We start from the raw sequence: 25,892 nt of genomic DNA on the forward strand, positions 1-25,892 counted from the left end.
ATTCAACCGCGTAAGATCACAGTTTTTACGGTTTTGTGCGCGTTTGGTTATTTTCAGAGCAATTGGGAGAGAAAACGGGGGAGAAAGTAAAATGGCGCGCCCTACAGGATTCGAACCTGTGACCCACGGCTTAGAAGGCCGTTGCTCTATCCAACTGAGCTAAGGGCGCACTGTCTTTACGCAGCGTGGATTATAAAGCGACGTTAGGCGTCGTCAACGCTTTTCCCTAAAATCTTGACGCGGTTGCTCAAAACCACATCGTTTACTGGTTATCCATTGATGCGACGCAGGGAGGCAAGAGCGCTCAGCCTGTTCTTTTCGTGTTTCCGTCTAACAAAGCATCGTGCCGCCATGGACGGCTTATTATTTTTTCCTTCATCCTCATTAAAGTGCATTAGCAAACGTTTGCGCAATAGCTTTTAGGCGCGTTTTTTGTCACACTATTGCCAACATTGCTTTAGCCGAAGGATAGTTATGGCCGCACAACTCATTGATGGAAAGCTGATCGCGCAAACCGTGCGCCGAGAGGTTGCCGCTCGTGTCTCTGCTCGCACGCAAGCGGGACGTAGGGCCCCCGGATTGGCGGTAATTCTGGTTGGAGACGATCCTGCGTCACAGGTTTACGTTGGCAGTAAACGCCGTGTTTGCGATGAAGTGGGGTTTGTATCACGGTCCTATGACCTCCCCACGTCTTGCTCTCAACAAGAGTTACTCTCACTCATCGACACCTTAAATGCAGATGACAGCATTGATGGCATTCTCGTCCAACTGCCCTTACCTGCAGGGATTGATGCCACGTCCGTGTTGGAGCGCATCCGCCCAGACAAAGATGTCGACGGCTTTCATCCCTATAATGTCGGCCGCCTGTGTCAACGCATGCCAACGCTGCGTTCTTGCACTCCAAAAGGGATCATTACCCTCCTAGACCGCTACAATGTGCCTCTTCGTGGTAAACATGCTGTGGTCGTCGGCGCCTCTAATATTGTTGGTCGCCCGATGACATTGGAGCTGCTGTTGGCTGGCTGCACAACCACAACGTGCCACCGTTTTACTCAAGACTTAGAGGGGCACGTTCGCCAGGCCGATGTCCTGGTGGTGGCGGTCGGTAAGCCTAAGTTTATTCCTGGCGAATGGATTAAACCCGGCGCGATTGTGATTGATGTGGGCATTAACCGCATGGAAAACGGCAAACTGATTGGCGACATCGAATACGATCTCGCTTATGAAAAAGCCAGTCATATTACCCCTGTCCCGGGTGGTGTGGGCCCCATGACTGTCGCAACCTTGATTGAAAACACGCTCATGGCCTGTGAGCAATACCACGACGGTCACTAGCAGGCAAGAGGGTCACATTGGCCCTCTTTTTTCACGAGACTAAATCCGTTTGGCTGTCTTGGATGAGCTGGTTTCTTCCCCCTGCCTTGGCTTGGTACAAACACCAATCGGCACGCTGAACAAGTTCATCAATATGCGCATCGGCATGGACCATCCCAATACTAATGGTGATTGAAAACGTCTTGTCGTAGGGTGACCAAACGGTCTTTTCCAATTCTTCTCGCATCGCCTCAAGTCGGCGCACAAAGCCCAGCTCGTCATTGCCGTAGAGGATACAAAACTCTTCCCCACCAAAGCGAGCGACCATGCCTTCTGGAAAATAACGTTTCATCATTTTTGCCAGCTCAATCAGCGTAATATCACCAATATGATGGCCAAATTGATCATTGATCTTTTTAAAATGGTCGATGTCAATCAGCGCCAAATTCCGCGGCCCTTTGTGTGAGCGAGTGTGGGGGTGTTCGAAAAAATAACGTCGATTCCACACCTGGGTTAAATAATCCGTGTTGGCCATATTAAATAAACGACGTTCAGTATCGAGCGCATTCAGTGTGCTATGCAAACGACAATAAAACTCCTCTTGATTAAATGGTTTGGCCAAAAAGTCATTCGCCCCTGCTTTCAAAAACCGTGCCGTTAAGCTGGAATCCTCCTCACCCGATAAGCCAATAATCGCCAACTGGCCGTCTGTCTTGAGCTTGCGTAGTGCTTTGACCACGCTCACACCATCCATTTCTGGCATGGTGTAATCAGTAATCACCAAAGAAATTCGCTTATCACGCCGCACCATAGCCAAGGCCTCTTGGCCATTTTGTGCTTCGAGGACATTAAGGTATTGCCGCTCCAATAAGCTACGCACGTAACGGCGTGCCGTCAGTGAATCATCCACGACTAACACATGGTGCTGATGGTTCTTTTCCAAGCGGTTAAGTAAAGGCGCTATCGACGACACGCACGAAGGACTATCTTTGGGGATGTAATCAATAACGGTTTTGGCTAGCACACGCTCCCGAGTCCGGGCGTCCATCATCGCAGTGAGCACAATCACTTTTATATTCAGCGACAAACAAACATCAATGATTTCACCGTCCTGCCCGTCGGGCAGGCAGTAATCGAGGATAGCGCAAAGAAAGTCGGTCTCTTGGTTGAGGATCTTCTCTGCTTGCTCGATTGAGTCTGCTATACATGGGATGTAACCGGCCTTTCGTATCTCGGCTTCAAGTAACCGCCTGAAAGGTCGACTATCTTCCACAACCAACACTTTATATTCCATCTGCAACGCACCACGTCTTCACGTTAATTTTGCGCGACAATACACGCAACGGGGCAAGAAGCGATACAGGGTAAGGGCAATTCAGTGCGTGTAGACAGAAATTGCGCAAGTTTCTCAACAATGACACATATCTCGCAGAAATTTGACGCAACATCTACAACTGAGCGTACACTTTATGCGTTATTTCGTATCATTTTTTAGGCAATGCAGCCATTTACCCTTGATATACCACCATTTGATTTCGACCAGACGCTTTTGCCTGATACAAGGCTTTATCAGCCATGTGTAAAAGGCGTGAAAGAGAAGCAGCTTGCGAGTCCACGCCAATACTCACCGTGACTTTCAGCGTCTGATCTAACACCTGTATGGGGCGATCAGCCACCGATTGGCGGTACGTGTCTAACGATTGCTGAAACACCGCCAAATCACCAAGTGATAACACACAAAACTCTTCTCCCCCCAAGCGGGCGACCGTGTCCTCCGGGAAAGCGTCTGCCAGCATTTGCGCGATCTCAACCAACACATCGTCACCGATATGATGACCAAACTCATCATTAATGCGTTTAAAATAATCAATATCAATAATCGCTAGATGCTTACGCGCCTCAGTCGCCAGCTGCTCCCCTCGCTCAAAGAAATAGCGTCGATTACAAAGCTGCGTGAGAAAATCTGTATTGGCTAAAAGAAATAACCGCCATTCGATATCAATCGCGTTCAAGCAGCTATGAACGCGACAGAAAAACTCTTCCTGATTAAACGGTTTGGGCAGGTAATCGTTGGCCCCTGCTTTGAGAAAGCGTGCCGTTAGCGCACTATCATGATGTCCAGACAAGCCAATGATCGCCTGGGAACACTCGGTATCTCTCTTGCGAAGTGCAGATACAAGCCGAAGACCATTCATTTTAGGCATGTCGTAATCAGTGATAACCAGCGATATATCTGGCGTTTTTTCCACCACGTCAAGTGCCTGTTCACCATTTTCTGCTTCCAATACGGTTAAATACTGGCGCGCCAACAACGCAGAGATACGTTGACGTATCGAGGCTGAGTCATCCACCACCAGCACACGATGGCCTTGATTGTCAGCTAAACGCTTAATGAGTCGGCAAACCGCATCAATACAATGACTACTGTCTTTGGGGATATAATCAATAACGGGCTTTGATAGGATCTCATCACGCGTTTTCTCGCTTTGCGAGGCGGTGAGGACAACCACTTTAAGCCCTGCGGATAAACATAAATCGATGACTTCGCCGTGGTGAGCGTCTGGCAGATTATAATCGAGGATCGCACAGAGAAAGGGGGTGTTGTGAGCTAGCACATCCCGTGTTTCGGCTAGGCAGGTACAGGTTACAGGGGCAAACCCCGCTTTTTTCACCTGCTGTTCAGCCAGCATGCGAAACGACCGGCTGTCTTCAACGATAAGTACCGACTCCAACGACTGCCTCCCCTACTTTAAACTGTCCCCTTAGCGAGTGTAGCAGCCAAACCGGGAGAGCGGGTTATCTGGAAGCACTGATATCGGCGTTATCGATATGAAGTTCAGTTTGCTTGCTAAGCATATTTATCAGCAAAATACAGCGCTTCTCGCCGTCTTTTTCTTTGAAGATCGCTTCCGTGCCTGCAAACTGCCCCTTTTCAATCATCACCGACTGTCCGGGCTTGAAGCCTTGGTAGAGCGCGTCGCGTTGTTCGTCACAGTCTTCTATCGTCATCAGTTGTTGAATCAATGCCAAGTCGACCTTGATGGGATACGCACCTTGGCGAACGAAATCAACCACACCACGCGTGGAGCGAACACTCGTATACTGCACAAGGTCGGGATCAAAACCGGCAAAAATATAGTTGGGAAAGAGCGGCTCCTCAACGTGCTGACACTTACCACGACGCAGCTTTTCCACCGTCACTATCGGGTAGTAACAATCAACGCCTTGGCGCTTCAAATTTTGCTCTGCGCGTTGCTGTTCCGCGCGCTTACAATAAAGTAGATACCAATGTTTCATGTCATTCTGTCCCTGATGTCTATCGCCAGTAGCAGCCTGTCCAGAGCGACGAAAGTATACGGATGTTAAGCTCGCACAGCAACAAAGGCGAGCAGCCACCACGGCCACTCACCTTTACATAGGGTTGACAATTCGACATTGCATCGCTGGGTCGTTAAGCGATTTTTTGAATATCGACACTGAAACTGTTCAAGCCCACTTCACTCAATGACACACGTGCATCACCTGATTGAAGATCAACGCTTTGAAACTGGCTCGAGAACGCATCGCGCCCCAACCAGTGATCATTGTGAACCAGGCTTGTCGACCCGCAGCTATCCACCGTGGCTTTTATCCCCGCCGGTAAAATATCAAGCTGATTATCGGCGGTGTTTAGCACACCGAACATCGCACGAACCGGCGACGTATAGGCTGAGGCGCGAATCGCATCCTCGATCCGTTTTACCAGGGTGAGAAACCCTCTTTCATTAACATCACCTGAGCGAACAAAATCATTAAAAAACGCACGGATCATCAAGGTGGTCGCGGTACCGTCTTCCTCTGCCGAGGCAGAGTCGACCACATAAAATGCCATTTTCCCGCCCATTAACCACGCATAATCCAGCACAATGGGGTTGGTATCTGCCGATTGCAGTGAGTGATAGGAAAGACGCCAAGCACCTTGTTGCGAGTCGGGTTCTGGCATCAACCCCATTAATAGTTCACGTGCGCTACCTGGGTTGTGGCGTAAGGCATCAAGGTGCCATTTCAGTTCCGTCTCTGATGCGCCGCGATCCGCGTCCTCGCTCACCTTAAACCATTGTTGACTAAAATCATCGCTGGCGTGTACATCGTCGTTGGCATCATCAACCACAGCTTCGATGGCTTTTTTGACCACATTGATATCTTCGATCGGTTTGATCAAAAAGTCCTTCACCCCAAAGCGAAGCGCTTGAGCCACATCTGCCATCCCCCCGGTGCCAGAGATCACGATCATAGGTAGCATTGGGTATTCAAGGCTCACCTCCTCAACGAATTCTAAGCCTGTCATTACCGGCATCGATAGATCACTGATCAATAAGTCAGGAATCGATTGCCTCAGCGCTTGCAACCCTTCTAAACCATTTTCGACCTCACGTACTACCGCTCCCTCTCTTTCGAGAAAAGACGCAATCATCCGACTGAAGACGGGATCATCTTCGACGATTAAGATCTCTTTATTATGCAACACGACGCTCTCCTCCAGGACTGCAAAGCAGCGGCTGTTTTCATTCTCACTGCACTAATCGTAGTTGAATTCAGGCACACCTGTGATCGCTAATGAGATTTAATTCAGAAGCGCTCTATAAACAGCTGTTTAAAATAATAATTTTCTTAGCATTCAAGCAGGTGAGCCATCAAAGCCATTTATCGGCAGCATAAAAAAGGCTTGAAAATCAATGACACTATAAGAGTACGCTACTCTGTATTAAAAGTAAGACTTGTAACAATTAATACATGATGTCTATCACAAGAATGTATATCGGCATTATCTCAATATCGCGCCAGTGAGCCATGCGCAGAAAGGCGATTTTTGTCGAGAAGAAAACTTGCCAATTCAGGCACCAACAACTATTCGTTATTAAAGAAGAGTGTATACGGCATCTATCCTCCGCATACGAGCAGAGAAGAAGCAGTTACTTGAGGCGTCGTGCGCCAACCGTTGCACCTGACTTCACTGAGGGAATAACGAGCGGGGTTACTATGATTTTGAGTCATTTACTAGGGTTATATACCCATCCCAAAAAGGAATGGAAAGCGATTGGCGAGCGCCACGAGGCCGCTTCGAACAGCATTGGTCACGCGTTGTTACTCGCGTTAATCCCGCCTGTTTGTGCCTACTACGCGAGCGTCCACATTGGTTGGCAAATCGGCGCGGGGGATCCCATCTTTATGACCCCGCAAAGCGCCCTGTTCATTGCCAGTGCCATGTATCTTGCTTTGTTGGGTGGTGTCGCGGCGTTGGCCTATCTCACATTATGGATGAGTCGTACGTTCGGTTCCGCTCCGACTTACACCCAGTGTCTTGAACTGGCAGCCTATACCGCAACGCCCATCTTTATGGTGGGACTCGCCACGCTTTACCCAGTGGTGTGGTTTGTGATGATCGTCGGCTTGATTGGTATTGCCTATTCTGTCTACCTCCTCTACACGGGGGTACCCATATTGATGGAGATCCCTGAAGAGCGAGGATTCATCTATGCCAGCTCTGTCGTCACTTGCGGGTTAGTATTGCTGGTCGCGATTCTGGCTGCCTCAGTCATCCTGTGGAATGTCGGCATGGGGCCTGTCTTTACCCATTAGTCAACATGGGCGTAGCAGGCTCACAGTGAAAAGCGCCGCGATAACTGTCGCGGCGTTTTCAGTTAGTCCTCGTTATGTATCTCTAAGTTCGCTAGCTCTTGCTGCTGCTCGCGTACCGTTTTCGCATCGTCGTTACGCAAGCTTTGTATATACTCGAGGTAAGCTTGATCGACATCTTGAGTGACATATTCACCACTGAATACGGATGTCTCAAAGCGCTCAATAGCTGGGTTCGCTTCGCCAACCGCCGCCACCAAGTCAGACAGATCTTGGTAGACCAAACCATCTGCACCAATCAGTTGACCAATTTCATCAACTTCACGGCCATGGGCGATCAGCTCGTTGACACTGGGCATGTCGATGCCATAGACGTTAGGAAAACGCACTTCGGGAGCGGCTGATGCCATGTACACTTCTTTTGCTCCCGCCTCGCGCGCCATTTCGATAATTTGCTCCGAGGTGGTGCCGCGGACTATCGAGTCATCGACCAACAAAACGCGCTTGTCTTTAAACTCAGAACGAATGGCATTGAGTTTACGGCGCACCGATTTCCGACGCATTTGTTGCCCAGGCATAATAAAGGTCCGCCCGACGTAACGGTTTTTGACAAAGCCTTGTCGGTAAGGCTTACCCAGCACTTGGGCAATCTCCAAAGCGATGTCACAGGAGGTCTCTGGAATCGGGATCACCACATCAATGTCAGCGTCATCCCACTCACGTTGAATTTTAGCCCCCAGTTTTTGGCCCATACGAATACGCGCGCCGTACACGGAAACCTTATCGATAAAGGAGTCAGGGCGAGAGAAGTAGACAAATTCAAAGATACAGGGGTTTAAACTCGGCGTATCCGCACATTGACTGGTATGCAGTTGCCCATCCAGCGTGATATAGATAGCTTCACCGGGTGCCACATCACGGACAAAATCAAACCCGACCGCATCCAACGCCACTGTCTCCGACGCCACCATGTATTCAGTGCCCGCCTCCGTATCGCGCTTACCTAAACAGAGTGGCCGAATGCCTTTGGGGTCACGGAACGCGATCACACCATGACCAATGACCATGGCCACGACCGCATAAGCCCCCGACACTTGGCGATGCACCGACGCCACCGCGGCAAACATATCGTCAACCGTTAATGGATGCGATGTCGCGGTTGATAACTGGTGGGCAAGGACGTTAAGCAGGATTTCAGAATCAGAGGTGGTATTAAGGTGACGACGATCTTTCTCGAATAGCGACTGACGCAAGTCTTGGGCATTGGTGAGGTTGCCATTGTGCGCCAGGGTAATACCGTAAGGCGAGTTGACATAAAACGGCTGCGCTTCTGACGCACTCGAACTCCCCGCGGTTGGATAACGCACATGCCCAATACCCACTTGGCCTTGTAAGCGCTGCATATGCTTAAGTTGAAACACATCCTTTACCAGACCATTGGCTTTTCTAAGCCGGAAACGATTGTCGTCAATAGTGACAATCCCGGCTGCATCCTGTCCCCGGTGTTGTAGCACCGTCAGTGCATCATAAATGGACTGATTGACCGGGGTGTTACCAACGATTCCAACAATACCACACATGTCAGCGATTCCTTGTTACGCGAATATCATCCTAAGATCCGGCGATCTCAGGTAAGAAACTGGAACTGTTCTCGAGATAGTGGAAAAACCATTCAATCACTACCGCAAAGTTAGGAATAAGTTGCGACTGCCCCCATGCTTGGGTGTGAGCGACCGACGTAAAGGCATCCAGGAAGAAGAGCATCGCGGCAATAATGAGTACACCACGCACACTTCCAAACACCATACCCAGCACCCTATCGGTACCAGACAACCCGGTTTTCTCTACCAACTGAGCAATCACATAATTGACCACCGCCCCCACGATTAAGGTGGCAATGAACAATAGGGCTATTGCGCTACCATTACGAATAACGGCATCTTCAATATTGGTCAGGTAAACCGCCAGTTGCGTATAAAACTGACTGGCGATAAAAAACGCACCAAACCATATCACCAATGACAATGCTTCTTTAACAAAGCCTCGAATCACACTAACTAGCGCCGAAAAACCAATGACGCCAATAATGAGGTAATCAATCCAATTCATCGTATTCACTTGCTCGAGACGTGCGCATTCTAACAGAAAAAATGCTCACGCAAACGTTTTCTTATTGGGTGAGTGGGTCAAATTTACGCAATTGACCCTTCAATCCTGTCAAAGATTGCAAATCAGTCAGTTGCGATTCTAACGCCGATTTAGAGACGTGAGGCCCCACGACCACCTTGGCTAAATCACCCGGTTGGATGGCTTTGGGTAAGATATGTGCTTGGTAGCCTTTTTCGCGTAATTGCTTGACCAAACGTCGGGCGTTGTCTTGGTTGCGAAAGGTGCCAAGCCGAATCATCCACGCCCCTTCTTGAGCACTGGCTGACGAAGAGGCGGTATCGCTAGACGCCGGTTTAGGCGCAGGCTCGTTGTCCAATTCGTTTGTCTGACGCTCTTTTACCTTGGTGTCTGGCGCGTCCACCTCAACCACTTGTGGGGCTTTAATCGGTGCTTGGCTCACCTCACTATCAAAATCATCCCGTAGTGGGATACTTTCATAGCTCTCTTGATAATGCTCTTTTTTGCCATCAAGCACATCTGGCAGCACTATCACCCCGATAGACACCAACACCAAGGTACCCACGATTCTTTTTTGTAACTTACTGGCCACAATGACTCCGTTTTAGTTAAGCGCGCTTATTACCTGCCCAACGGTATGAAACGACCCAAATACGACCACACAGTCTCGCGCAGGTTCAGCATGTTTTAATGCCTGCTGATAAGCCTCACTGGGTGATGCAAACTGTTGTGATGCCGGCACAGGCAAGCTGTCGGCGGGTGCACCTCGAGGCACAGATAACGATGCCGGATACCAGTGATCCACGATTCCGTCCAAGCAGGCTAAGGTACCCGCCATGTCTTTATCGGACAACATGGCCACCACCGCATGCACGTGTCCGCCGCGTTCCGCTTTGCACTCAGCCAACTTCTCTGCCAAATAAGCGGCCGCGTGCGGATTATGAGCAACGTCAAACACAGTGTAAGGCGCATTGGCAACAACCTGCATTCGCCCGGGTACCGACACCGAGGCTAACCCGTCAGAGATGTGTGTGTCTGCGATCTCCAGCTCGGCAACCCCCAAAGCCATCAAGGCAGTGGCGGCATTTTGTAACGGTATTGCCGGGATAGGCAACGCCGTCAGCTCAAACGCCCCTGCCGCCCAACACCAGGTATTATCCGTGAGCGTATATTGATATTGATAGCCCAACTGGTGTAGCTCGGCGCCAATGCTGTCAGCATGTGCAGCCACGCTCGCCGGTGGAGAGGGCTGACCGCAAACAGCGGGTTTACCTGCTCGGAAAATCCCTGCTTTTTCGTAGCCGATTTGGTTAATGTCATCCCCTAACCAATCACAGTGATCGAGCGCGAGGCTGGTGATCACCGATACGTCATGCTCCACCACGTTGGTGGCATCGAGGCGTCCACCTAAACCCACTTCTAAAATAACCACGTCCAGCGAATGCTGCTTGAACAAGTGCAATGCGGCCAAGGTGCCGAACTCGAAAAAGCTCAGGCTCGTGTCACCACGCGCTTGTTCAATTGTCGCGAACGCTTCGCTGTGCGCGGCATCGTCTAGCCGTTCGCCATTAATGCGCACGCGCTCACTATAGTGAATGAGATGCGGGGAGCTATAGACACCGGTGCGATAACCCGCATGCTGCAAAATCGATTCTAGCAGCGCACAGGTTGTGCCTTTACCATTGGTTCCCGCGACGGTAATCACTGTCGGCGCTGGCTTAGTCAGTTGCGCTTTTTCGGCCACTGCCGCGACGCGTTCAAGGCCAAGATCGATGGCACGGGTATGGATGCTTTCGAGATAAGACAGCCACGTCGTTAAAGAGGACGTGGCTGTTGGGTGTTGTTGTTCAGACATTGGCTTGGTCAGTTACTCCATGATGGGTAAATGATACCAAGGATAGCGCCGTGGGACACGGTCAATTATTGCTCTTGAGAAGGCGGTGCCGCTTCAGGCTCAAGATCAGGCTTGCCTTGTTCTACATCGACCACCAGTGGTGAGTGACGATTATTCAATTTGGCAAGCAGACCCGCTAAGCGTTGACGCATTTCTCGGCGATCGACAATCATGTCAATCGCACCATGCTCAAGCAAAAACTCACTGGTTTGGAAATCTTCAGGAAGATTCTCACGCACGGTCTGTTCAATCACTCGGCGCCCCGCGAAACCGATAATCGCTCTAGGCTCGGCCACATTGATATCACCTAACATGGCAAAACTGGCCGTCACGCCACCGTAAGTCGGGTCGGTTAATACTGAGATAAACGGCAGGTTATGGCGGGAAAGGCGTTCCAATGCGGCACTTGTTTTGGCCATTTGCATCAGTGACATGAGCGCTTCTTGCATACGCGCACCGCCACTGGCAGAAAAACACACCAAACCGCAGTTATTGTCAATCGCCGCATCCACGGCTTTAACAAAGCGAGCGCCCACAACGGCTCCCATCGAGCCACCCATAAATTTAAACTCAAAGGCGCAGGCCACCACGGGTACATCAAGCACGCTGCCTTTCATGACCACCAGGGCGTCTTTTTCGCCACTTGCTTTTTGCGCCGACGCTAAACGATCTTTGTACTTTTTCGAATCGCGAAACTTCAACACATCTTTGGGTTCAAGCTCACTGGCAATCTCTTCACGCCCGTCTTTATCCAAAAACACGTCGAGCCGGCGGCGTGCTGGCATGCGCATATGGTGTTCACACTTTGGACAGACTTCCAAGTTACGCTCGACATCCGCGTGATAGAGAACTTGATCACACGACGTGCACTTGGTCCACACGCCCTCTGGAATCGACGCCTTGCGTGATGAACCAATATTACTTTTGGTTAATATTTTTTCTAGCCAGCTCATGGACAACCTTTACTTAGTGATAGCTCTCGCGAACGGACAACTATCTTGGATTCGTAACAAATTAGACCGAATTAAATCACAAGTCTGTCAGACTTGGGATAAAAAACTGGTACTACCTATTCTTTCTCCGTGCTTTATGAGTACAGCGTACTTGCCGCCACAATCACCTAATCCGGCAAAAACAGGGGGCCAATGGGTGAACGAGGCAACCCAAATGTTTCGGGGTAGTCCACCTCAACCAGATACAAGCCTTCAGCTTTGGCGGTCGCAGCCGCCTGGGTACGATCTTTTTGTGCCAGCAACCAAGCCATCCACTCAGGCGGCTGCTCTTGACGACCGACCGTCATTAAGCTCCCCACAATATTGCGAACCATATGATGCACAAACGCATTGGCTTTAATATCAATCACGATAAAGCGTTCTTGACGGTTGACCGATAAATGCATCACGTTCCGCCAAGGGGATTTCGATTGACACTGAGCGGCACGGAATGAGGAAAAATCATTCTCCCCAAGGAGATACTGACCCGCTCGGTGCATTAAGGTTTCATCAAGTTCAGCGTGATAGTGACTGACTCCCTTGGCTAAGATCGCCGGGCGCAAGGGATGATTATAAATCACATAACGATAGCGTCGCGCGGTCGCACTAAAACGGGCATGAAACTCGTCTGTCACGGGCTTCGCCCATCGCACCGCAATCGGATCCGGCAAGTTCGCATTGACACCCATGGTCCAAGCTTTTAATGGACGCTGATTATCAGTGTCAAAGTGCACTACCTGTCCTGTTCCATGCACGCCAGAGTCGGTACGTCCCGCACACTGTACGGCGACAGGGTGATTGGCAACCGTCGATAAAGCACGCTCGAGGTGTTCCTGTACACTGGTGACTTCTCGTTGCCTCTGCCAACCGTAAAACTGAGCGCCATCATACTCAATGCCTAACGCGAATCTCATGCCCTGCCTTCTCGTTACTCGTCAATAAGGCGCCGCATTATACCCATAAAGCCCTCGAGTTGCAGGTGAAAAGCGCGTGCTTGGCCATCACTGCCGCCATAAAGAAACAGGCAGCATTCGCTACCTGTTTTTTCACTACCTCAGCTGTTCTAGCAACTGACGTGCTTCTTGCTGTAAGGCCTTGTTGCCCGACTGCATCACTTTTTCGAGCAAAGAAATCGCCCCATCGATATCGTTCATTTCCAAGTACGCTTTGGCAAGGTCAAGATTCGTCGATGCTTCAGTACTCGCGGTATCACCATCCACATCAATGGCACTGATATCTTCTAACACATCAGGAAACTCATCTAAACCCACATTCAGATTCATTTCCGCTTTATCAGGATCGATATCTGGCGTAGAACCATCATCTCGCATGAGCTCCTCAATGCTGATGTAGTCATCTTCTTCTTGCTCTTCACCAATCAGCTCACTCTCTGCTTCTCCCTCACTCAGAAGATCCTCATCTAAGGCTTCCTCGAGTTCAAACGTTTCCAATGACGCCGGATCGATGGCGGGCTGTTGACTCCAGTCTTCACTCTCTGCTTCAGGCTCAGGTTCATTATCAGCTTGCCAAACCGCCGCTTCTTCATCGGACAGTGAGGAAAGATCCAGTGGCGTGTCATCGTCTGACTCGGAGAGCAGTGCCTCCATGTTTAAGCCACCCACTTGGTGATCGTCATCGTCGAGATCGCTGATATCTCGCTCATCACGCTCAGGCGTTTCCTTGGCGACGTCACCCTCTTGCTGCTCATCTAAATAAGATTCTAGCTCTCGCTGCTCTTCGAGCGCAGCGCTTAGTGCGTCGTCTTCGCCAAACTCGCCCAGCTCATCAAGCGAGAAAGAGTCAAACTCATAATCTCGCTCGCTGTTTGACTCTGGCTCTGGCTCTGGCTCTGGCTCTGGCTCTGGCTCTGGCTCTGGCTCTGGCTCTGGCTCTGGCTCTGGCTCTGGCTCTGGCTCTGGCTCTGGCTCTGGCTCTGGCTCTGGCTCTGGCACGCTATCTAAATCCGCTTGTTCTTGATCGTCAACCGGTTCAGCGTCTGCCAATGCCGCTTCTTCGTCGTACTCTGGTAGGCTGGTTAAATCAAGTAAGTCTTCTTCGCTAATGTCGTCGAGATTATCGCCGTCATCATCAGCCGCTTCATCTTCCTCGCGGGTAGCTTCTGGCTCAGCCGATTCGTCCGCCTCTGCATCGTCTTCACTTAACGCTGCTTGCGGCTCGTCTTCCGCGTCATCGTCCGCTGCGGGTGCATCATCGGCCTCGCTAGTGGCTTCTGGCTCAGCCGCTTCGTCCGCCTCTGCATCGTCTTCACTTAACGCTGCTTGCGGCTCGTCTTCCGCGTGATCGTCCGCCGCGGGTGCGTCATCGGCCTCGCTAGTGGCTTCTGGCTCAGCCGGTTCTTCCGACGGTGCATCGTCTTCACTTAACGCTGCTTGCGACTCGTCTTCCGCGTCATCGTCCGCTGCGGGTGCGTCATCGGCCTCGCTAGTGGCTTCTGGCTCAGCCGATTCTTCCAACGGTTCATCGTCTTCGTTTAACGCTGCTTGCGGCTCGTCTTCCGCGTGATCGTCAGCTGCGGGTGCGTCATCGGCCTCGCTAGTGGCTTCTGGCTCAGTCGATTCGTCCGCCTCTGCATCGTCTTCACTTAACGCTGCTTGCGGCTCATCCTCCGCGTGATCGTCCGTCGCGGGTGCGTCATCGGCCTCGCTAGTGGCTTCTGACTCAGTCGATTCGTCCGCCGGTGCATCGTCTTCACTTAACGCTGCTTGGGGTTTGTCTTCCGCGTCATCATCAGCTGCGGGTGCGTCATCGGCCTCGCTAGTGGCTTCTGGCTCAGCCGCTTCGTCCGCCTCTGCATCGTCTTCACTTGACGCTGCTTGCGGCTCGTCTTCCGCGTCATCATCAGCTGCGGGTGCGTCATCGGCCTCGCTAGTGGCTTCTGGCTCAGCCGATTGGTCCGCCTCTGCATCGTCTTCACTTAACGCTGCTTGCGGCTCGTCTTCCCCGTCATCGTCCGCTGCGGGTGCGTCATCGACCTCGTTAGTGGCTTCTGGCTCAGCCGCTTCGTCCGCCTCTGCATCGTCTTCACTTAACGCTGCTTGCGGCTCGTCTTCCGCGTGATCATCAGCTGCGGGTGCGTCATCGGCCTCGCTAGTGGCTTCTGGCTCAGCCGATTCTTCCAACGGTTCATCGTCTTCACTTGACGCTGCTTGCGGCTCGTCTTCCGCGTCATCATCAGCTGCGGGTGCGTCATCGGCCTCGCTAGTGGCTTCTGGCTCAGCCGGTTCTTCCGACGGTTCATCGTCTTCACTTAACGCTGCTTGCGGCTCGTCTTCCGCGTTATCGTCCGCTGCGGGTGCGTCATCGGCCTCGCTCGTAGCCTCTGGCTCATCTGGCTCAGCCGATTCGTCCGCCTCTGCATCGTCTTCACTTAACGCTGCTTGCGGCTCATCTTCCGCGCCATCGTCCGCCGCGGGTGCGTCATCGGCCCCGCTAGTGGCTTCTGACTCAGCCGATTCGTCCGCCGGTGCATTGTCTTCGTTTAACGCTGCTTGGGGTTCGTCTTCCGCGTCATCGTCCGCTGCAGGTGCGTCATCTGCCTCGCTAGACTCTGCTGCGGCGGGGGTGTCCGCTAGTGCGTCAGCGTCGCTGTCTTGCTCAGCACCTGTCTCTGATCCTGGATCAGTGTCAGGTGTTTCTTCTGTTTGCGTATCCGACGCGTAAAGAAGTTGCTCTAACTCCGCTTCGTTCGGATCATTGTCATCTTCTTCTCCCCACAATGCTGGATCATCATCCTCAGCGAGTGGGTCGGGTTCATCGTCATCCCCCAACACTTCTTCGAGTAAAGCGTCAGAATCTTCTAAATGAGGGTCATCATCTTTGTCTAAGACTTCATCCAGTAAGGCGTCACTACTTTCATCGAATTCGCCCTCGGTATCATCCCCTTCATTGAGCCAGCTATCTTCGTCCTCTTCATCACCGACAAGTTCATCAAGCAACTCGGTTGTGTTATCGAGAGAAACGTTGTCATCATTATCATCATCAGATAAGTCAATGTCTTGGCTTAAGTCCAGCTCAGGTTCATCGTCGAGCACCGAGTCAAATAGCGCGTCATTTGGCGCTTGCTCGTCATTGTCTTCGCGCTCTTCTGACGTTTGCGCTTTCGTCTCGGCGCTTTCGCTCTCAGGCTCTTCCGCTGGGGCTTCAGCGGCGTTTCCATCAGCTTCACCTGCCAATAAGGCATCGATATCGTCGACATCACTGTCATTGCCTTCCTCGAGCGCTTTAGCCCACTCGGCGGCAAGCGCTTCATCAGCACTCATTTCCTCTTCAGGTTGCTCTGTATCGCCCGTTTCCGATTCGTCCCCCTCGTGGGATGATGTGTCATCGGCAGCGCTATCCTTATCAGCCGGCGGCGTATCGGCCAGCTCATCCAGCGCGCGCTCCATGTCTTCAAGACCGATAGCATCATCGCTGGTAGGCGCGACACTCGATTCATTGCCAGCCATATCATCGAGTTCGTCATCCAGATCCAGATCGTCCAGGTCGGTATCATCGCCAAACGCGATATCCTCACTCGCCGTCTCATCATCGGTGATCTCTAACTCATCGTCATCTTGCGGATCGTCAACATCGTCTTCATCGTCATCCGGATCGGGCACCATGACCACGGGCATATCGTCCATATCATCATGATCCAGTGCCGCGGGCTCTTCCGTGTCTTCTTCTTGCTTTCTACGACGCGCGAGGAAGAAGAATATCGCCCCTGCAATCAAGGCCCCCGGGATGATAGCCAACATAGCCAGCAATAATGGGCTATCAAGTAAAGATTCAACCGCTGAGGGAGGTTGAGTGTCCTCAGCCACCTGTTGCTGACGCTGCTTTTCTAAAAATGCCCGGATCTCTTTATTGAGTTCAGCATCACCGCTCATCTGCTCTTTTAGGGCGCTCAGCTCGTGCTGAACCTCAGACAAACGAACCTTGAGCACATGATTGCTCTCAACCAAACGCGTCATTTCTTGGTCTGACGCTTGCAGCTGAGACTGTAAATTTTGTACCACTTGAGGCTCAGGCGCACTGGCTTGCTGAGTCTCTTCACTGGATTGGGAAGTGTCTTGGCTTGTTTGCTCAGGTTGCGATTGTTCCGGCTGGGTGTTCGTTGAAGGCGCTGGCGACGGTTGCGGACTCGGTTGCTCAACCTGTTCGCTGAGTGGCGTGGTATTTTGGGCTTGCTTACGCGCTTCATCAATTTCAAGCCGATTGATCACATCTTGGGTGCTTTCTTGCTCAATTTGCGCCAGCGTCGGCATTACTAAGGTGCTACCCGGCTGCAAACTATGAATATTGTTGTTGGTGAATGCGTCGGTATTCAGACGAAAAATCGCGCCGAGCGTCTGATACACACTCACTTGCGTATTAGGGCGCATTTGAGTCGCAATCGACCACAAAGTTTCATTGGCCCCGGTTGGACCATATTGTTGTGCCGATGCAACCGCTGGCGTTGGTTGGGGCGAAGCGGTTTCAGCCGCCATTTCATCTTGCGGACCAAGAATGCGTATTGCCGCTTCGACCGGCACCGTTGAAACACTGACAAGCGCAACCGCCAATACCCCTGCGACGGCAATAAGATGCCGCTTAACGCGATGCGAGGTTATGGTCAATCGAGTTTGAGAAGAAGACTGTTCACTTTGCTGTGCGTTGGACACACCCGCACTCCCTTATGGCAAAAATGGCCTCACTAAATATCTAACTATATCGGAAGCCATGCTAAAAACTGTAGTTTGGTGATATAAAAGTGTGTTGCGCGATCAAACTGTGGGCGCTCTGCCTCAGTTTTGACTCGATGATAGCATCGTCACACGTCGCGTATCGCCCACCTTTGCAAAATTAATGCCTAAAAAAATACCCCATCAACGGATGGGGTATCAATCAACCTAGTGTGGTGATGGGCGGGCTATCACGCTCTTTTGTGGGTGCGACGCTTGTTGCTTAAAGGTAATCGCGAACCAATACTTCCGCAATTTGTACCGAGTTAGTCGCGGCCCCTTTACGCACATTGTCTGCTACCACCCAGAGGTTGAGCCCATTAGGGTGGCTAATATCGTTGCGAATACGCCCCACCAGCACCTTATCTGAGCCAGTGCCTTCTTTCACCTGAGTGGGGTAATCTTCCCCTTCAAAGACCTCGATGTGTTCATGCTGACTCAAGATCGCTACCGCTTCCGTTGCGTCAATCGGTTGACGGCACTCAAGGTGCACGGCTTCAGCATGACCGTAAAACACGGGCACGCGCACACAGGTAGGGTTAACCCCTATCATCTCATCGGCAAGAATTTTCTGGGTTTCCCACACCATTTTCATTTCTTCTTTGGTGTAGCCATTTTCCATAAACTGGTCGATGTGTGGTAAGCAATTAAAGGCAATTTGCTTGCTGTATAACGCAGGCTCCGCATCTTGGCTGTTAAGCAATTTAACCGTCTGCCCGGCAAGCTCATCAACGCCTTCTTTCCCTGACCCTGAGACCGATTGGTAGGTAGACACATTTAAACGTTCGATACCCACGGCATCGTAAATAGGTTTTAATGCCACCAGCATTTGGATCGTCGAGCAATTTGGGTTAGCAATAATATTACGATTACGGAAGTCACCAATTGCGGCTGCGTTCACTTCAGGGACCACCAAGGGCACGTCGAAGTCATAGCGGAATTGCGACGTGTTATCGATAACGACGACGCCCGCTTCCGCTGCAATCGGCGCCCAATGCGCTGAAGCCTGTGCGCCCGCCGAGAACAAGCCAAGCTGAACCTGTGTCCAATCAAATTTGTCGACATTTTGCACACGCAGGCTCTCACCTTTAAAGGTGATGGTTTCACCTGCACTCCGCTCACTGGCGAGGAGGTGTAGCGTGCCAATGGGGAAATCGCGCTCTTCTAAAATCTCGATCATGGTGCGTCCTACCGCACCGGTTGCGCCCAAAATGGCAACGTCAAATGCTTGTGTCATGCATGCTCCTCAATACTAAAGCCCAGCTTAGCCAGCGACTGTAACCCGAAATCAGCCTGTCCGGCTACCGTGATCGCACTGTACTCGCGTCGATCCCAGTAATTTTTCCGTAATTGGTCAAAGGCTGTACGCTGAGCGGGTTTGTCATCACCGGCCTCATGCATGGCCCGACGAAAATCACTGTCATCTCGGCGAATATCGTAGACCAATTGCGTCAGTGCCATCAGATCACTTTGTTGCCAAGGCTGTGCCAAGGCAACGTGTGGAATCGGCGCGGTGGGCAGCAGCTCACTGGCATGGGCACGATGAGGCAGGCCCAGGTGTTCACACAGTGCGTTAAAGACCATGGTAGTACCACGGGCTTTGCCTTCCAGACCATAGCCTGCAATATGAGGCGTAGCAAACGTAAGCTGGTCCATCAGGGCAAGGTCGACCTCGGGCTCCTGTTCATAAACATCCAACACCGCATCAATATCGCCTCGCGCTAACCGCGCTTTAAGTGCTTGATTATCAACAATCGGCCCCCGAGCGGCGTTTATCAAAATGCTTCCTGACGCGAGCGCATCTAACCGAGCTTGATTCATGAGGTGATAAGTAGGATGCGCACCGGTCTTGGTCAAAGGGGTATGGAAAGTGACCACATCCGATTGTGCGATCAGGGTGTCAATGTCCACCATCTCAGTAAGGTTCTCTCGATCCTGACGGGGGGGATCGCAAAGTAAGGTTTTAATCCCAAGTGCCGCAAGCCGCTCGGACAAGTAGTGCCCCACATGACCCACGCCCACGATACCGACCGTTCGGTCGGTCAACTTAAAGCCTTGCTGTTGCGCTAACACCAGCAAGGCGCTAATCACGTATTCCGCCACCCCAACCTTGTTACAGCCAGGCGCCGCCGTACCGTGGATGCCTTGTGCGTGCAAGGCGTTAAAATCAAGATGATCTTCACCCGCGGTGGCTGAACCGACAAAACGCAGACGAGTTGCACCGTCAATCAGAGCATGGCTCACTTGCGTGACGCTTCTCACCATTAATGCGTCAGCATCAATCAAATCCGTCGTACGGATTGCGCGCCCGGGTAATGCAACCACCTCACCCAATTGACTAAACAAGGTTTGGGCATAAGGCATGTTTTCGTCTACAACAATTTTCACGTTCAACGTCCTGTGTGAGTCGGTGCATCGCTTATCGGATGCTCAATGCAAGAAAATCATTGTATCTATCTCACGGTGAGAAAACACCCTTGAACTGAGTGGATAACCCGCTCACCGGGTGGCCTCAAGCATAAAAAAACCCGGCCGAAGCCGGGTAAATCCAGGACCTGAAAAGACCATTAACGGCTCTCAACGATAATGGTCCGTGTCTGATGGCAGAGCCTCTCTGCATACCTGGAAAAAGGGGCGATTGTATTAACCGCGATATTTTTCAATTACCAAGGTGGCGTTGGTACCGCCAAAGCCAAAGCTGTTGGACATCACGCGCGTCAGTGCTTGCTCTCGCGGTTGCGTCACAATATCTAACCCTTCAGCCGCGGGATCCAAGTTCTCCACGTTGATACTTGGCGCGACAAAACCTTGCTCAAGCATCAGGGTTGAATAGATGGCTTCGTGCACCCCTGCCGCCCCGAGCGCGTGACCTGTCATTGACTTAGTCGCAGAAATCGCTGGGCTCTTGCCGCCAAACACTTCCTGAATCGCGCCAAGCTCTTTTACATCTCCTACTGGGGTTGAGGTGCCGTGAGTGTTGATGTAATCAACCTCACCCTCTACATCTTGCATCGCCATATTCATACAGCGCACCGCGCCTTCACCCGACGGCGCCACCATGTCATAGCCGTCAGACGTTGCACCGTAACCGACAATTTCACCGTAGATGGTCGCACCACGCGCCAGCGCATGCTCCAGCTCTTCCACGACTAGCATGCCGCCACCACCAGAGATCACAAAACCGTCTCGTTCCGCGTCATAGGTACGAGAGGCCTTCTGCGGGTCGTCGTTGTATTTGGTTGAAAGGGCCCCCATGGCGTCAAACATCATGGTCAGTGACCAATCCAGCTCTTCACCGCCACCGGCAAACACCACATCCTGTTTACCCAGCTGAATCAGCTCAAGGGCGTGACCAATACAATGCGCCGAGGTCGCGCACGCAGAACTCATGGTGTAGTTCACCCCTTTAATTTGGAACGGGGTAGCCAAACAGGCTGAAACAGTCGATGACATGGTCCGTGGCACCATGTAAGGGCCAACACGCTTCACGCCTTTTTCGCGTAATGTATCAACCGCGGTGACTTGGTTCACCGATGACGCACCACCTGAACCGGCCACTAAACCAGTTCGTGGGTTAGAAACTTGCTCAGGAGCCAGGCCCGAGTCTTCAATGGCTTGCTCCATTGCCAAGTAGGCAAAGCCCGCCGCGTCACCCATAAAGCGCATTCTTTTGCGATCAATATGGTCGGCTGGGTTGAGTTTGAGATCCCCCCAAACATTGCTACGCAGCTTCATATCTGCAAACTGCTGAGAAAAGTTAATGCCAGATTTCCCCGCTTTGAGCGACTCCAGCACTTCTTTGACGTTGTTACCAATACTGGAAACAATCCCCATGCCTGTAATGACAGCTCGTTTCATGATTCTTTCCTAGACGTTAATTTCGCAGTGGATGATAGCGTTTTTGAAGCTGATAAGTGGTCAGCTTTCCTTTGAGCCAGTACAATTTGCTTTTTCCTTTCCTGTGTAAGAGGCATTTGTGAGCACTCCCTCGATCGACCACGCAAAAATCAGCTGGAATGACACGGGCACCCCCGTCGCGGAACAGTTTGATGACGTCTACTTTTCCAATCACGACGGTTTGGCCGAGACCCGCTACGTGTTCATCGAACAAAACCAACTTCCCGCACGTTGGCAAACTGCCACATCATCCCGGTTTGTGATTGCGGAAACCGGCTTTGGCACTGGGCTCAACTTCCTGGCCACTTGGGCGGCTTTCGAGCAGTTCCGTCAAACCCATCCAAACGCACCCGTGACCCAGCTTCACTTTATCAGTTTTGAGAAGTACCCCCTGACAGTAGAGGATCTCGCCCGTGCACATCAAGCTTGGCCAGAGCTGGCACACTATGCTGAACGGCTACGCGCCGACTACCCTGTGCCGTTAGCTGGTTGTCAACGAATCGTGTTGGCTCAAGGTCAGATTACACTCGATTTGTGGTTTGGTGATATTAAAGATTGGTTACCACAAGTGCCAACAGGCCCTGAGGGGGTGGTGGATGCTTGGTATTTAGACGGCTTTGCCCCAAGCAAAAACCCAGAGATGTGGAACCAAGATTTGTTTAATGGCATGGCACGACTTGCACGCGAGCAATGCACCTGCGCCACCTTTACCGCCGCTGGCTTTGTGCGTCGTGGCCTTATCGAGGCCGGTTTTGAAATGAAAAAGGTGAAAGGTTTTGGCCACAAGCGAGACATGTTGGCAGGTGCACTGCCTGCTCGCCAAGCCCATGCCAGCTACTCACCATGGTATGCCCGCACACCCGCTTCAACAGCGGACGACATCGCCATTATTGGCGGCGGCATTGCCAGTGCCGCCTTGATCACCGCATTGCTGCAACGGGGCAAGCAAGTCACGCTGTATTGCCAAGACCCGCGCCCGGCTGCTGGCGCATCAGGGAACCATCAAGGCGCCATTTATCCGCTTTTAAATGGCAATAACGATAATTTAAGTCAGTTTTTTGCCCCCGCCTTTTTGTTTTCACGACAGTTTGTTCAACAACAAAACGCTCAAGGCATCGCTTTTGAGCACGACTGGTGTGGGGTGACACAGCTGGGTTACGACGACAAGAGTGCCGCTAAACTTGCTAAGATGGCCGATGGCGCCTTCCCTGAGGCATTGGTCACGCCGTTAGACGCCGATGGCGTGAGCGAGAAGGTCGGCTTAGAAACCGGGCATGCCGGCGTGTTTTATCCGCTTGGCGGTTGGATAAGCCCACAACAGTTTACCGCGGGTGTAATAGATAAAGCCATTGCCAGCGGACAGCTACGTGCCCATTTTGATTGTCCCGTGAGAGCGCTAACACAATCGAACAATGGTTGGACACTCGAGACCAGCATGGGTGAGGTTCACCACCCAAATGTGGTGATCGCCAACGGCCACCAAGCAGATAGCTTCAGCCAAACACAGCCTATTCCCGTTTATCCGGTGCGCGGCCAAGTCAGCCATGTGCCCACCAATACCGAACTCAGTAAGCTCAGCACTGTATTGTGTTTCGAGGGCTATTTAACCCCAGCTAATCAGGCGGGCGAGCATTGTCTAGGGGCCAGCTATCGTCGCAATAATGCGGACGTAGGGTTCCAAGCCGCCGATCAGCTTGAAAATCAACAGCGCTTAACCAATTGTGTCGATACAGACTGGGCACACGCGGTGCCTCTGGCGGAAGACGGACGCGTTGGCGTGCGCTGTGCCAGTCGCGACCATTTACCTTTTGTGGGCAACGTGTGTGATTACGACGCCTTGGTGTCTGCCTACCAAACCTTGCAAAAAGACAAAGAAAAAGCGAACGCCGTTCCCGTTTACTCCGGGTTGTTTTGCTTACTGGGGCTCGGCTCTCGCGGCCTCACTTCAGCGCCATTGGCGGCAGAAGTGCTAGCAGCTCAGCTTTGTGACGAGCCTTTACCTTTACCTCAGTCGGTCCTAGACACGCTGCACCCAGGACGGATGTGGGTTCGTAAGCTGCTAAAAGGTAAAACACTATAGCGCGTCACGGCCAACAAAGAAGCCATCACCGAGGCGATGGCTTTCTTTTGCTACACGGTACCGTTTGCGATACCGCTTAGTGTCCCATTTAAAACAGTGTGTTACGCGTCTTTTTCCACTTGCTGTTGCAATAAATCCCACAGCGCCCCAACGAGACGTTGGTCGCCGGGTGACAGCTCACTGGCATTATCATTGAGACTGGCATCGACGCGCGCTTTCAATGCTGACACCTCATCAACCCCCTCCAACTCACAGTCCGCTGCCGCTAAAGAAACGTGGCCACGTAAATAGCCACTGGCAAACAATTCATCGTCTGAGGCGGTTTCCACCATCTCATCGATTAACGCTAAAATGCGTGTTTCATAGTCTTGAACTTTCATCTTTTTAACCTTGGCTTGGCAACGTAAAGGTATCTGGCGTCAACGGCGCAACACCATAAAAGTCTCGCAAGGTATCAGAAAACTGCTTGGCGCGCACGGGCAAAGCGGTGCTTGTCGCGGTATCAGAGACATACTGTACGACTTGTTGCCGAACTTTCTCAGTAAACGCGTGGCGATCGGGCTCAACACCACTTAAATTGTCACAGCTCACTTGAAACCGAAATCCACAGCTTGCAGAGAGGATCCATTCAATCGCCTGTGGCTTCACTTCGACGGCCTCAAAGGCGGCTTGCGTGTCAGCGTCACGGCCATCCGGGTGATACCAATAGCCATAATCTTCCCATTGACGACGCTGCTCACCGGCAATGGTCCAGTGTGCAATTTCGTGCAATGCCGAGGCAAAAAAGCCGCGCGCAAAAATCACACGATGATGAGGATGATCGGCATCAGCAGGTAAGTAAATAGGCTCATCCCCGCCACGCACCAGCTCAGTATTGAAAGAAGCAAGAAAGGATTGGTTAAAAAGTTGGATCAAGTCGTGATAATTGTGGGTCATAATCTTAAACAATAACAACACCCCAACTATCCAAAACGACAGATGGGGTTAAAGAAGATGAAACGTTTGGGATATCGCTATGCGCCCATTTGGCCGCGGTGACGAAGCAAATGGTCCATCAGCACAATCGCCACCATGGCTTCGGCAATCGGCACGGCGCGGATCCCCACACACGGGTCATGACGACCACGCGTCACCACATCCGCAGATTCACCGTGAACATCAATACTCTTGCCCGGCACGGTAATGCTAGAGGTGGGTTTGAGCGCTAAATGTGCCACTAGTGGCTGGCCTGATGCGATCCCACCAAGAATGCCTCCCGCATGGTTTGAGGCAAAGCCGTCAGGGTGAATTTCATCACGATGCTCACTGCCACGCTGATTCACCACATCAAAACCATCTCCAATTTCGACCCCTTTCACCGCGTTAATTCCCATTAACGCATGGGCAATGTCCGCATCTAAGCGATCAAACACCGGCTCACCAAGGCCGACAGGAAGGTTTTCTGCCACCACGGTGAGCTTGGCACCGATTGAATCTCCGTCTTTTTTCAGTTGACGGATCAGCGCATCCAATTCCTCTAGTTTGTTCACATCCGGGCAAAAGAAAGGGTTTTGCTCAACTTGCGCCCAATCGACGGTATCGATGGTCACCTCGCCCATTTGCGCCAAGTAAGCTCGCACTTGAATGCCGTGCACTTGCGCGAGGTATTTTTTAGCCACCGCGCCTGCGGCGACACGCATCGCCGTCTCTCTTGCCGATGAACGGCCGCCCCCGCGGTAATCGCGGATGCCATATTTATGGTGATAGGTATAGTCTGCATGCCCAGGGCGAAACACATCTTTGATTTTGGAATAATCTTTGGAGCGCTGATCGGTGTTTTCGATCATCAAGCCAATCGATGTTCCCGTGGTTTGGCCCTCAAAGACCCCAGAAAGGATTTTCACCGCATCCGGTTCACGGCGCTGAGTGGTGTATTTCGACGTCCCGGGACGACGGCGATCGAGATCATGCTGCATGTCCGCTTCAGTCAATGCTAACCCCGGTGGGCAGCCGTCAATAATCGCCCCCAACGCAACGCCGTGGCTTTCTCCAAAGGTCGTGACGCGAAATATCTGTCCTATCGTGTTGCCTGCCATGCCTTCCTCTACTTGCCTGATGGGCATTGTTGTATTTTTGCGTACTTTGTTAGCAATTAACCATAAAGCAATCAAATACGCAAAGAAAATCCAGGTGAGCAACGGAGCGACTGCAAGTGTTAGAGACTAAAAAGCCAGCACGAGGCTGGCTTTATATCATGATCGGCGGGTACT

General features: G+C 51.7%; 20 protein-coding genes and 1 tRNA gene. 3 read left to right on the forward strand and 18 right to left on the reverse strand.

The window, feature by feature from the left end:
• Window positions 1-92: 92 nt before the first annotated feature.
• Window positions 93-169: transfer RNA gene (locus FCN78_RS09450), tRNA-Arg, on the reverse strand.
• 305 nt (window positions 170-474) lie between these two features.
• Here FCN78_RS09450 and folD point away from each other — a divergent pair.
• Window positions 475-1,335: a bifunctional methylenetetrahydrofolate dehydrogenase/methenyltetrahydrofolate cyclohydrolase FolD gene (folD, locus tag FCN78_RS09455; RefSeq protein ID WP_069362058.1), complete on the forward strand. Its 861-nt coding sequence runs from the start codon at window positions 475-477 to the stop codon at window positions 1,333-1,335.
• Between the two features lie 31 nt (window positions 1,336-1,366).
• Here the strand turns inward: folD and FCN78_RS09460 are convergent, their stop codons facing one another.
• From FCN78_RS09460 to FCN78_RS09475, 4 genes are all read right to left on the reverse strand, one after another.
• Window positions 1,367-2,608: a response regulator gene (locus FCN78_RS09460; protein WP_069362059.1), complete on the reverse strand. Its 1,242-nt coding sequence runs from the start codon at window positions 2,606-2,608 to the stop codon at window positions 1,367-1,369.
• A gap of 214 nt (window positions 2,609-2,822) precedes the next feature.
• The gene (locus FCN78_RS09465; RefSeq protein ID WP_235607594.1) at window positions 2,823-4,046 is read right to left on the reverse strand and encodes a GGDEF domain-containing response regulator; all 1,224 of its coding nucleotides are present in this window, start codon (window positions 4,044-4,046) and stop codon (window positions 2,823-2,825) included.
• A gap of 64 nt (window positions 4,047-4,110) precedes the next feature.
• Window positions 4,111-4,611: a transcription/translation regulatory transformer protein RfaH gene (gene rfaH, locus FCN78_RS09470; RefSeq protein ID WP_069362060.1), complete on the reverse strand. Its 501-nt coding sequence runs from the start codon at window positions 4,609-4,611 to the stop codon at window positions 4,111-4,113.
• Window positions 4,612-4,765: 154 nt separating this feature from the next.
• Window positions 4,766-5,821, reverse strand: coding sequence for a response regulator (locus FCN78_RS09475; RefSeq protein WP_069362061.1), 1,056 nt, complete (start codon window positions 5,819-5,821; stop codon window positions 4,766-4,768).
• Between the two features lie 512 nt (window positions 5,822-6,333).
• On the opposite strand from FCN78_RS09475, the gene FCN78_RS09480 reads away from it, so the two are divergent.
• A complete protein-coding gene (locus FCN78_RS09480; RefSeq protein WP_046075248.1) occupies window positions 6,334-6,933 on the forward strand; it encodes a Yip1 family protein in 600 nt (199 codons plus the stop codon).
• 62 nt (window positions 6,934-6,995) lie between these two features.
• On the opposite strand, the gene purF is transcribed toward FCN78_RS09480, so the two are convergent.
• The 10 genes from purF to fabB all read right to left on the reverse strand — a co-directional run bounded on the left by purF (window position 6,996) and on the right by fabB (window position 21,524).
• Window positions 6,996-8,510 (reverse strand): amidophosphoribosyltransferase, encoded by a 1,515-nt coding sequence (purF, locus tag FCN78_RS09485; RefSeq protein WP_069362062.1) that lies wholly within the window; start codon window positions 8,508-8,510, stop codon window positions 6,996-6,998.
• A gap of 31 nt (window positions 8,511-8,541) precedes the next feature.
• The gene (locus tag FCN78_RS09490; protein ID WP_069362063.1) at window positions 8,542-9,039 is read right to left on the reverse strand and encodes a CvpA family protein; all 498 of its coding nucleotides are present in this window, start codon (window positions 9,037-9,039) and stop codon (window positions 8,542-8,544) included.
• A gap of 61 nt (window positions 9,040-9,100) precedes the next feature.
• A complete protein-coding gene (locus FCN78_RS09495; RefSeq protein ID WP_069362064.1) occupies window positions 9,101-9,649 on the reverse strand; it encodes an SPOR domain-containing protein in 549 nt (182 codons plus the stop codon).
• A gap of 12 nt (window positions 9,650-9,661) precedes the next feature.
• Window positions 9,662-10,912, reverse strand: coding sequence for a bifunctional tetrahydrofolate synthase/dihydrofolate synthase (folC, locus tag FCN78_RS09500; RefSeq protein ID WP_077659603.1), 1,251 nt, complete (start codon window positions 10,910-10,912; stop codon window positions 9,662-9,664).
• A 65-nt stretch (window positions 10,913-10,977) separates the two neighbouring features.
• A complete protein-coding gene (gene accD, locus FCN78_RS09505; protein WP_077456328.1) occupies window positions 10,978-11,904 on the reverse strand; it encodes an acetyl-CoA carboxylase, carboxyltransferase subunit beta in 927 nt (308 codons plus the stop codon).
• A 167-nt stretch (window positions 11,905-12,071) separates the two neighbouring features.
• On the reverse strand, window positions 12,072-12,857 hold the full coding sequence (gene truA, locus FCN78_RS09510; RefSeq protein WP_077659602.1) for a tRNA pseudouridine(38-40) synthase TruA: 786 nt from the start codon (window positions 12,855-12,857) through the stop codon (window positions 12,072-12,074).
• Between the two features lie 135 nt (window positions 12,858-12,992).
• Window positions 12,993-17,606: a FimV/HubP family polar landmark protein gene (locus FCN78_RS09515; RefSeq protein ID WP_137317903.1), complete on the reverse strand. Its 4,614-nt coding sequence runs from the start codon at window positions 17,604-17,606 to the stop codon at window positions 12,993-12,995.
• Between the two features lie 283 nt (window positions 17,607-17,889).
• Complete coding sequence (locus FCN78_RS09520; RefSeq protein ID WP_069360719.1) at window positions 17,890-18,903, reverse strand: aspartate-semialdehyde dehydrogenase; 1,014 nt, start codon at window positions 18,901-18,903, stop codon at window positions 17,890-17,892.
• Window positions 18,900-20,054, reverse strand: coding sequence for a 4-phosphoerythronate dehydrogenase (locus FCN78_RS09525; RefSeq protein ID WP_077659334.1), 1,155 nt, complete (start codon window positions 20,052-20,054; stop codon window positions 18,900-18,902). Before FCN78_RS09525 ends, FCN78_RS09520 begins: the two co-directional genes overlap by 4 nt.
• A 255-nt stretch (window positions 20,055-20,309) precedes the next feature.
• The gene (gene fabB, locus FCN78_RS09530) at window positions 20,310-21,524 is read right to left on the reverse strand and encodes a beta-ketoacyl-ACP synthase I (RefSeq protein ID WP_069360721.1); all 1,215 of its coding nucleotides are present in this window, start codon (window positions 21,522-21,524) and stop codon (window positions 20,310-20,312) included.
• A gap of 118 nt (window positions 21,525-21,642) precedes the next feature.
• Between fabB and mnmC the strand changes: the two genes are divergently transcribed.
• Window positions 21,643-23,643: a bifunctional tRNA (5-methylaminomethyl-2-thiouridine)(34)-methyltransferase MnmC2/FAD-dependent 5-carboxymethylaminomethyl-2-thiouridine(34) oxidoreductase MnmC1 gene (gene mnmC, locus FCN78_RS09535; protein ID WP_077659335.1), complete on the forward strand. Its 2,001-nt coding sequence runs from the start codon at window positions 21,643-21,645 to the stop codon at window positions 23,641-23,643.
• Between the two features lie 101 nt (window positions 23,644-23,744).
• On the opposite strand, the gene FCN78_RS09540 is transcribed toward mnmC, so the two are convergent.
• The 3 genes from FCN78_RS09540 to aroC form a co-directional block, all read right to left on the reverse strand.
• On the reverse strand, window positions 23,745-24,023 hold the full coding sequence (locus tag FCN78_RS09540) for a YfcL family protein (RefSeq protein ID WP_077456339.1): 279 nt from the start codon (window positions 24,021-24,023) through the stop codon (window positions 23,745-23,747).
• A gap of 4 nt (window positions 24,024-24,027) precedes the next feature.
• On the reverse strand, window positions 24,028-24,579 hold the full coding sequence (locus tag FCN78_RS09545) for an elongation factor P hydroxylase (RefSeq protein ID WP_077659380.1): 552 nt from the start codon (window positions 24,577-24,579) through the stop codon (window positions 24,028-24,030).
• A 77-nt stretch (window positions 24,580-24,656) separates the two neighbouring features.
• Window positions 24,657-25,718, reverse strand: a complete 1,062-nt coding sequence (gene aroC / locus FCN78_RS09550; RefSeq protein WP_077659336.1) for a chorismate synthase — start codon at window positions 25,716-25,718, stop codon at window positions 24,657-24,659.
• Window positions 25,719-25,892 lie beyond the last annotated feature (174 nt).

The sequence above is a fragment of the Salinivibrio kushneri genome, assembly GCF_005280275.1.
GTDB classification, from domain to species: Bacteria; Pseudomonadota; Gammaproteobacteria; order Enterobacterales; family Vibrionaceae; genus Salinivibrio; species Salinivibrio kushneri.

Coding starts and splice junctions, on each gene's coding strand:
- FCN78_RS09480 (WP_046075248.1), top strand. CDS start 6,334: ATGATTTTGAGTCATTTACTAGGGTTATATACCCATCCCAAAAAGGAA.
- rfaH (WP_069362060.1), bottom strand. CDS start 4,611: ATGAAACATTGGTATCTACTTTATTGTAAGCGCGCGGAACAGCAACGC.
- FCN78_RS09545 (WP_077659380.1), bottom strand. CDS start 24,579: ATGACCCACAATTATCACGACTTGATCCAACTTTTTAACCAATCCTTT.
- accD (WP_077456328.1), bottom strand. CDS start 11,904: ATGAGCTGGCTAGAAAAAATATTAACCAAAAGTAATATTGGTTCATCA.
- FCN78_RS09490 (WP_069362063.1), bottom strand. CDS start 9,039: ATGAATTGGATTGATTACCTCATTATTGGCGTCATTGGTTTTTCGGCG.
- folD (WP_069362058.1), top strand. CDS start 475: ATGGCCGCACAACTCATTGATGGAAAGCTGATCGCGCAAACCGTGCGC.
- FCN78_RS09540 (WP_077456339.1), bottom strand. CDS start 24,023: ATGAAAGTTCAAGACTATGAAACACGCATTTTAGCGTTAATCGATGAG.
- aroC (WP_077659336.1), bottom strand. CDS start 25,718: ATGGCAGGCAACACGATAGGACAGATATTTCGCGTCACGACCTTTGGA.
- fabB (WP_069360721.1), bottom strand. CDS start 21,524: ATGAAACGAGCTGTCATTACAGGCATGGGGATTGTTTCCAGTATTGGT.
- truA (WP_077659602.1), bottom strand. CDS start 12,857: ATGAGATTCGCGTTAGGCATTGAGTATGATGGCGCTCAGTTTTACGGT.
- purF (WP_069362062.1), bottom strand. CDS start 8,510: ATGTGTGGTATTGTTGGAATCGTTGGTAACACCCCGGTCAATCAGTCC.
- folC (WP_077659603.1), bottom strand. CDS start 10,912: ATGTCTGAACAACAACACCCAACAGCCACGTCCTCTTTAACGACGTGG.
- FCN78_RS09460 (WP_069362059.1), bottom strand. CDS start 2,608: ATGGAATATAAAGTGTTGGTTGTGGAAGATAGTCGACCTTTCAGGCGG.
- FCN78_RS09520 (WP_069360719.1), bottom strand. CDS start 18,903: ATGACACAAGCATTTGACGTTGCCATTTTGGGCGCAACCGGTGCGGTA.